This is a genomic window from Corallococcus llansteffanensis (assembly GCF_003612055.1).
GTDB lineage: Bacteria > Myxococcota > Myxococcia > Myxococcales > Myxococcaceae > Corallococcus > Corallococcus llansteffanensis.
Window position 1 is genome coordinate 1 of the sequence record NZ_RAWB01000568.1, and the last position, 6433, is coordinate 6433.

Genomic DNA, 6433 nt, shown 5'->3' on the forward strand with positions numbered 1-6433 from the left:
GCCTTGTTCCGGGCGATCATCGTCCGCACGGACGCGGCGCCAGCGCGCTGCTGCTGGAGTTCGGCGGCGACCTTCGCGTCGACGAGCAGCACGCGGCCGGCGTTCTCCTCCTGCCAGAGGAGGTGGCGGCGCACGTCCTGGAGCACGTCGGCCAGCTCCTGCGAGGAATCGAGCGTGTCGTCGTTCACGGTTTCGGATCGGTAGCGGAGGGCCCGCCCCGGCGCAAGGAAGCAGCCGGAGAAGTTGCCCGTACGCTTAGCCCAGGGTCGGGCCCTCCGCCACCTTCCGGGCGGAAGGCCGGGCCCGGGTCGGGTGCAGGACAGACCCACGGCCTTTCTGCTTTCCCCGGAGGCGCGCGCGGGAAAAGGTCGGGCGTCCCAGTCGTCCCAAGCCCGTTTCCAGGAGCAGAGCACACATGATCAAGGTGGCCATCGTCGTGGGGAGCACCCGGCCGGGTCGCAAGGCGGACGCTGTCGCCCGCTGGGTCCACGACATCGCGAAGAAGCGGACCGACGCCGAGTACGAGGTCGTCGACCTCCAGGACTTCAACCTGCCGCTGCTGGACGAGCCGTTCCCCCCGTCGATGGGGAAGTATACCCTGCCGCACACGAAGACCTGGGCCGCGAAGGTGGCCGGGTATGACGCCTACGTCTTCGTCACGCCCGAGTACAACCACAGCACGTCCGGGGCGCTGAAGAACGCGCTCGACTACCTCTACGCCGAGTGGAACAACAAGGCCGCCGGCTTCGTGGCCTATGGCAGCGCGGGCGGCGTGCGCGCGGTGGAGCACCTGCGCCTCATCGCGGCCGAACTCCAGATGGCCACCGTGCGCGCCCAGGTGCAGCTGTCGCTCTTCACCGACTTCGAGAACTTCGCCGTCTTCAAGCCCGACCCCCACAAGGAGAAGTCGGTGAACACGATGCTGGATCAGGTCGTCTCCTGGGGCACCGCGCTCCAGACGGTGCGCGCGAAGAAGTAGCGCGCCTCAGGCATCCTGGCGGGACCGCTCGGACGCGGCCCGCCGCAGCACCTCCGCCGTGTCGGGGTCGGCCGGGAAGAACGACTCGATGGCCAGCTCCGCGAGCGTGATGTCCACGGGCGTGCCGAACACGGTGGTGGTGCTGAAGAGCGACAGCAGCCCCAGGGACGTGCGCACTCGCAGCGGCACCACGACGCCCGCGAAGTCGCGCTCCTTCGAGGCCGCCCGCGCCTCAGGCACCGGGTAGCCGCGCAGCTCCTCCAGGAGCGCCGCGAGCGTGGGGTCCGCGGAGACGTCCACCTGTCGGCCCAGCCGTGAGAGGACGTGGTCGCGCCACTGGCGCAGGTTCTCGATGCGCGGCGCGAGCCCGGACGGGTGCAGGCTCAGGCGCAGGACGTTGACGGGCGGCTGGAGCATCTCCGGGGGCAGCTCCGCGAGGAGCACGCCCACCGCGCGGTTCGCGGTCACGAGCGTCCAGTGCCGGTCCACCGCGAGCGCCGGGTACGGCTCATGGCCCGCGAGCACCAGGTCCACGGCCTCGCGCGTGGCGCGCAGCGCGGGGTCGTCCAGGGAGCGCTCGGCGTACACAGGCGCGAAGCCCGCAGCCACCAGGAGGCCGTTGCGTTCACGCAGGGGCACGTCCAGTTCCTCCGCCAGGTGCAGCAGCATGTCGCGGCTGGGCTGGGAGCGGCCGGTCTCCAGGAAGCTGACGTGGCGGGTGGAGACCTCCGCGCGCAACGCGAGGTCCATCTGGCTCAGGCCGCGCCGCTGACGCCAGCCGCGCAGCAGTTCTCCCACGGGGCGGCTCTGCTGAAGGCTCGTCATGGCCCGAAGATAGGGGGCGCACGTCATCGCTTCCATTCCCTCGCAGGTAATCGACAGCGACAGGGCCGGCTCGCATCTTGTGCCCCGTCGTCACCCACCTCCTGCAAGGGAATGTTCGCCATGAGCGTCAAGAACGTGTCGGGAAGCCTGTTGCGTCGCTCGCTGCTGTTGGACGGGGTCGCCAGCGGAGCCATGGGCCTGTTGATGGCGGCGGCCGCGGGCCCGCTGGCGCCCCTGCTGGGCCTGGATCCAGGGCTGCTGCGCATGGCGGGGCTGGGCCTCATCCCCTTCGCCCTGCTGCTCGGGTACCTGGCGTCACGGGCCACCCTGCCCTCCTGGCCGGTGTGGTTCGTGGTCGCGGTCAATGCGCTCTGGGTCGTGGACAGCGTGCTGCTGCTGACGCACGGCCCGACGACGCCCACGGGGCTCGGGATGCTGTTCGTCGCGGCGCAGGCGGCGGCGGTCGCGGCCTTCGCGGTGCTGGAGTACGCGGGCCTGCGGCGCGGGACGCTGGCCCTGGCCTGACGTGCGCCGAAGTGTCGGGGTTCGCGCAGGCGCGCTCTCCGGTGCGCGGCGCGGACCCCGGGAGGGGGTTATCGTCAGGGGACATGGCCTCCTCCCTGCGCCCGTGGGTGTTCGTCGCCGTCCTGTTCCCGGGGGTCTTCGGGTGCGCCACGCTCGGCGGCTCACGAGGTGGGGACACCCTGACGCTGAGGTTCGCGTGGCCGGAGCAGGTGTCCATGCGCGTGGCCCACACGGTGGACATGCAGACGACCCGGCGCGGTCGGATGACGGCGCAACGCCGGTACATGATGACGCTGGGGCCGGTGGATCCCCAAGGACAGCGCCGGTTGATTCCCCATGACGTGGAGGTGTCCGGGTCCGGGCTCTCCGCGCTGATGGATCCGGTGCCCACGCTGATCATCGACGACCACGGCGCGTTCCGGGGCATCGACCCCATGGACGACTCGCCGGGGCAGGACTTCCTGGACGCGCTGCCGCTGAGCCCGGAGAAGAAGGCCCAGGTGACCGCGAAGGTCACCGCCGGGCTGGAGCAGGACGCCCGGGAGAAGTGGAACATGTGGGTGGGCAGCTGGAGCGGCGTGCGCCTGAAGCCCGGCGCGGAGGAGGTCGTCGAGACGAAGATGCGCGTGGAGACCGGGCGACGGACGCATGAGCAGGTGCCCGCCGAGGAGCGCACCCTGCTGCAGGTGGGCATCCCCTGCGGCGATGCGGACCCGGAGCCCCGCTGCGTGCGGCTGCGCGTCGTGCTGGAGCCCGTGGGACAGACGCCGGAGACGACGGGCCGCTTCGCGCGCCGGGAGCTGGAGCTGGTGACGGATCCGACGACGCTGCTGCCGTACTCCTCGCGCCTCATCCGCATGGACCGCGTGGACTGGAACGACAAGGGCGGCGAGCCCGACTACCGCGAGTCCGTGCAGGTGGAGCAGCACACGTTCATCTACGGCGCGGAGGCGGCGGCGGGACAGATGGCGCGGGTGCCGCCGCGTCAGCCGAGCCCCACCTGGGAGAAGTAGTCGAGGAACGCGCGGACGCGCGCCGGCAGGTGGCCCGCGGCATCCAGGAACACCGCGTGCACGGCCTCCATGTCGCCGGAGTTCTGCTCCTCGAGCACCGCGACCAGGCGCCCGGCCTTCAGGTCCTCGCGCACCTGGAAGCCCGCGAGCCTCGCGAGTCCGACGCCCCCGAGCACCAGGTGCCGCAGCGCTTCGCCATCACTGGCCTGCACGTTGCCGACGCAGGGCACGGAGACGGCGGCCCCGCGTTCGACAAAGGGCCAGTGCTGGACGGCGCGCACGTAGCTGAAGCCCAGGCGGTTGTGCTGCTCCAGGTCCGCGACCTTCTTCGGGGTCCCCACGCGCTTGAGGTAGGCGGGTGAGCCGACGATGGCGTAGCGGGTCTCTCCCAGCTTGCGCGCGATGAGGTTGGAGGGCTTCAGGGGGCCGGCGCGGATGGCCACGTCCGTGCGCTCCTCCAGCAGGTCCACCACCTGGTCCGTGAGCGTGATGTCCAGGGTGATGGCCGGGTGGCGCGCGAGGAAGTCCTGCACGCGGGGCAGCAGGATGTGCGTGCCGAAGGGGACGTTGGCGTTGATGCGCACGCGGCCGGACGGAGTCTCGCTGGTGGTGACGCCGCGCTCGGCCTCCTCCAGGTCCGCGAGCAGGCGGACGCTGCGCTCGTAGAAGACGCAGCCCTCGGAGGTGAGCTGGAGGCCCCGGGTGTTGCGGTGGACAAGCCGGGCGCCCAGGCGGTCCTCCAGGCGGGCGACGAGCTTGCTCACCGCGGACGGCGTCATCCGGAACGCGTGGGCCGCGGCGGAGAAGCCACCCAGTTCGACGACCCGGACGAAGACTTCCATCTCACCGGAGCGGTTGATGTCCAGACGCGCCATGGAATTGAACTCACAGGTGCTGTGCTCCCGGGCGCTCTACTCCACGCACCGGAGCGCGTCCATGGTGGTGGCCATACGCCATACCTGGAGGACAGCATGAACGCGCGCAAGAACGTGGCCCTGGTCGTCGGGGCCCATGGAATCATCGGACTCAACCTCATCGCCCACCTGGAGACGCTGGAGGGCTAGGAAGTGATTGGCCTGTCGCGACGCGGGGGCGAGGCCCGCGACCGGGTGCGCTACGTGTCGGTGGACCTGCTCGATGCGGAGGACTGCCGGAAGAAGCTGGGCGGCCTCACGCAGGTGACGCACATCTTCTACACCGCGTTCCAGGACCGGCCGACGCCCGTGGCGATGGTGGCGCCCAACCTCGCCATGCTCGTCAACGTGGTGGAGGCGGTGGAGCCCATCGCGAAGGGGCTGAAGCACGTCAGCCTGATGCAGGGCTACAAGGTCTACGGCGCGCACCTGGGCCCGTTCAAGACGCCGGCCCGGGAGACGGACGCGGCCCACATGCCGCCCGAGTTCAACGTGGAGCAGCAGGACTTCCTGGAGCAGCGGCAGCGGGGCAAGGCGTGGACGTGGTCCGCCATCCGTCCGTCCATCGTGGCGGGCTACGCGCTGGGCAACCCGATGAACCTGACGCTGGCCATCGCGGTGTACGCGGCGATGTCGAAGGAGCTGGGCATCCCGCTGCGCTTCCCCGGGACACCGACCGCGTACGACATCCTGCTGGAGGTGACGGATGCCGGGCTGCTGGCGCGGGCCACCGTGTGGGCGGCCACGGAGCCGAAGTGCGCCAACCAGGCGTTCAACATCAACAACGGAGACCAGTTCCGGTGGAGCGAGATGTGGCCGAAGATCGCGCGCTCCTTCGACCTGGAGGTGGCCCCTCCCCTGCCCCTGTCGCTGGTGGACGTGATGGCGGACAAGGGGCCGCGCTGGAACGCGATGGTGGAGAAACACGGGCTCGCGCGGAACTCGTACCAGGACGTGTCGGCGTGGCCCTTCGCGCAGGGTGTGTTCTCCACGGGCTACGACTTCGTCGCGGATGGCTCCAAGGCCCGCCGGTTCGGCTTCCACGAGCACATCGAAACGGAGGCGATGTTCCGCGACCTCTTCGCGGACTTCCGCCGCCGCAAGCTCATCCCTTGAGCGGCGGCCCCGCATGTCACCCGCGCGGTGGCACGAGCAACAGCGACAAGATCTCTCCCGCCACCGCGCGCTTGCTGCCCTCCAGCACGCGGTCCGGCCCGGTGCGGGAGATCACCGTCACCCGGTTCGTGTCCGTGCCGAACCCCGCGCCCGCTGCGGTGACGTCGTTGGCGACGATGGCGTCCAGCCCCTTGCGCTCCAGCTTCTCGCGCGCGTGCTCCACCACCCGCTCCGTCTCGGCCGCGAAGCCCACCAGCACCGGGCGCTTCGCCTTCCCCGCCACCTTGCGCGACGCCTCCAGCAGCACGTCCGGCGTGCGCACCAGGCGCAGGGACTCCGGGCTCTCGCCCTTCTTCACCTTCTGCGGCGCCCGCACCTCCGGACGCCAGTCGCTCACCGCCGCCGTCGCGATGAACGCATCCGCGGACTCCACGCGCGACAACACCTCGCGCGCCATGTCCTCCGCGCTCACCACGTCCACCACCTCCAGGCCCGTGCGGTCCACCGGCCCCACCGGCCCCAGCACCACCGTCACCGTCGCGCCCAGCGCTCTCGCCTCGTGCGCCAGCGCCATCCCCATCTTCCCCGTGGACGGGTTGGAGATGAACCGCACCGGATCCAGGAACTCACGCGTGGGGCCCGCCGTCACCAGCACCGTCCTGCCCTGCAGCGGCCCGCCGCCCAGGCGCGCGGCCACCGCGGACACGATGGCGCCCACGTCCGCCAGCCGCCCGGAGCCCACGTCGCCGCACGCCAGCATCCCCGCGCCCGGCCCCACGGTGGTGAAGCGCGGATCCGCCAGCAGCGACGCCACGTTCTCCTGCGTCCGGGTGTTCTCCCACATCGCCACGTTCATCGCGGGCGCCAGCACCACCGGGCCCTTGAAGGCCAGCAGCGACGTCGTCACCGCGTCCCCGCCGAAGCCGCCCCGGATCTTCGCCAGCAGGTCCGCCGTCGCGGGCGCCACCACGTAGGCGTCGCCCCAGCGGGCCAGGTCCAGGTGGCCGAAGTTCCCCTCCTGCGCCGGGTCGAAGTAGTCCGTGAGGACGGGATGCCCACAC

General features: G+C 71.0%; 7 protein-coding genes and 1 pseudogene. 4 read left to right on the top strand and 4 right to left on the bottom strand.

The window, feature by feature from the left end:
* A pseudogene (locus D7V93_RS35245) lies at positions 1-188 on the bottom strand (uracil-DNA glycosylase); the annotation flags it as partial.
* Positions 189-415: 227 nt separating this feature from the next.
* On the opposite strand from D7V93_RS35245, the gene D7V93_RS35250 reads away from it, so the two are divergent.
* Positions 416-979, top strand: coding sequence for an NADPH-dependent FMN reductase (locus D7V93_RS35250; RefSeq protein ID WP_120647537.1), 564 nt, complete (start codon positions 416-418; stop codon positions 977-979).
* 6 nt (positions 980-985) lie between these two features.
* Here D7V93_RS35250 and D7V93_RS35255 read toward each other — a convergent pair whose 3' ends face one another.
* Positions 986-1777: a helix-turn-helix domain-containing protein gene (locus D7V93_RS35255; protein WP_279636977.1), complete on the bottom strand. Its 792-nt coding sequence runs from the start codon at positions 1775-1777 to the stop codon at positions 986-988.
* Between the two features lie 147 nt (positions 1778-1924).
* Here D7V93_RS35255 and D7V93_RS35260 point away from each other — a divergent pair, with 147 nt between their 5' ends.
* A complete protein-coding gene (locus D7V93_RS35260; protein ID WP_120647539.1) occupies positions 1925-2329 on the top strand; it encodes a hypothetical protein in 405 nt (134 codons plus the stop codon).
* An 83-nt stretch (positions 2330-2412) separates the two neighbouring features.
* Complete coding sequence (locus tag D7V93_RS35265) at positions 2413-3342, top strand: hypothetical protein (RefSeq protein ID WP_120647540.1); 930 nt, start codon at positions 2413-2415, stop codon at positions 3340-3342.
* On the opposite strand, the gene D7V93_RS35270 is transcribed toward D7V93_RS35265, so the two are convergent.
* Positions 3315-4217 (bottom strand): LysR family transcriptional regulator, encoded by a 903-nt coding sequence (locus D7V93_RS35270; protein ID WP_120647541.1) that lies wholly within the window; start codon positions 4215-4217, stop codon positions 3315-3317. The genes D7V93_RS35265 and D7V93_RS35270 overlap by 28 nt on opposite strands.
* Before the next feature lie 192 nt (positions 4218-4409).
* On the opposite strand from D7V93_RS35270, the gene D7V93_RS35275 reads away from it, so the two are divergent.
* Positions 4410-5372 carry an SDR family oxidoreductase gene (locus tag D7V93_RS35275; protein WP_244237692.1) on the top strand — a complete coding sequence of 321 codons (963 nt, stop codon included), beginning with the start codon at positions 4410-4412 and terminating at the stop codon, positions 5370-5372.
* Positions 5373-5388: 16 nt separating this feature from the next.
* Here the strand turns inward: D7V93_RS35275 and coaBC are convergent.
* Positions 5389-6433 (bottom strand): bifunctional phosphopantothenoylcysteine decarboxylase/phosphopantothenate--cysteine ligase CoaBC (gene coaBC, locus D7V93_RS35280; protein ID WP_120647542.1); only part of this gene is annotated, 1045 nt, incomplete at its 5' end.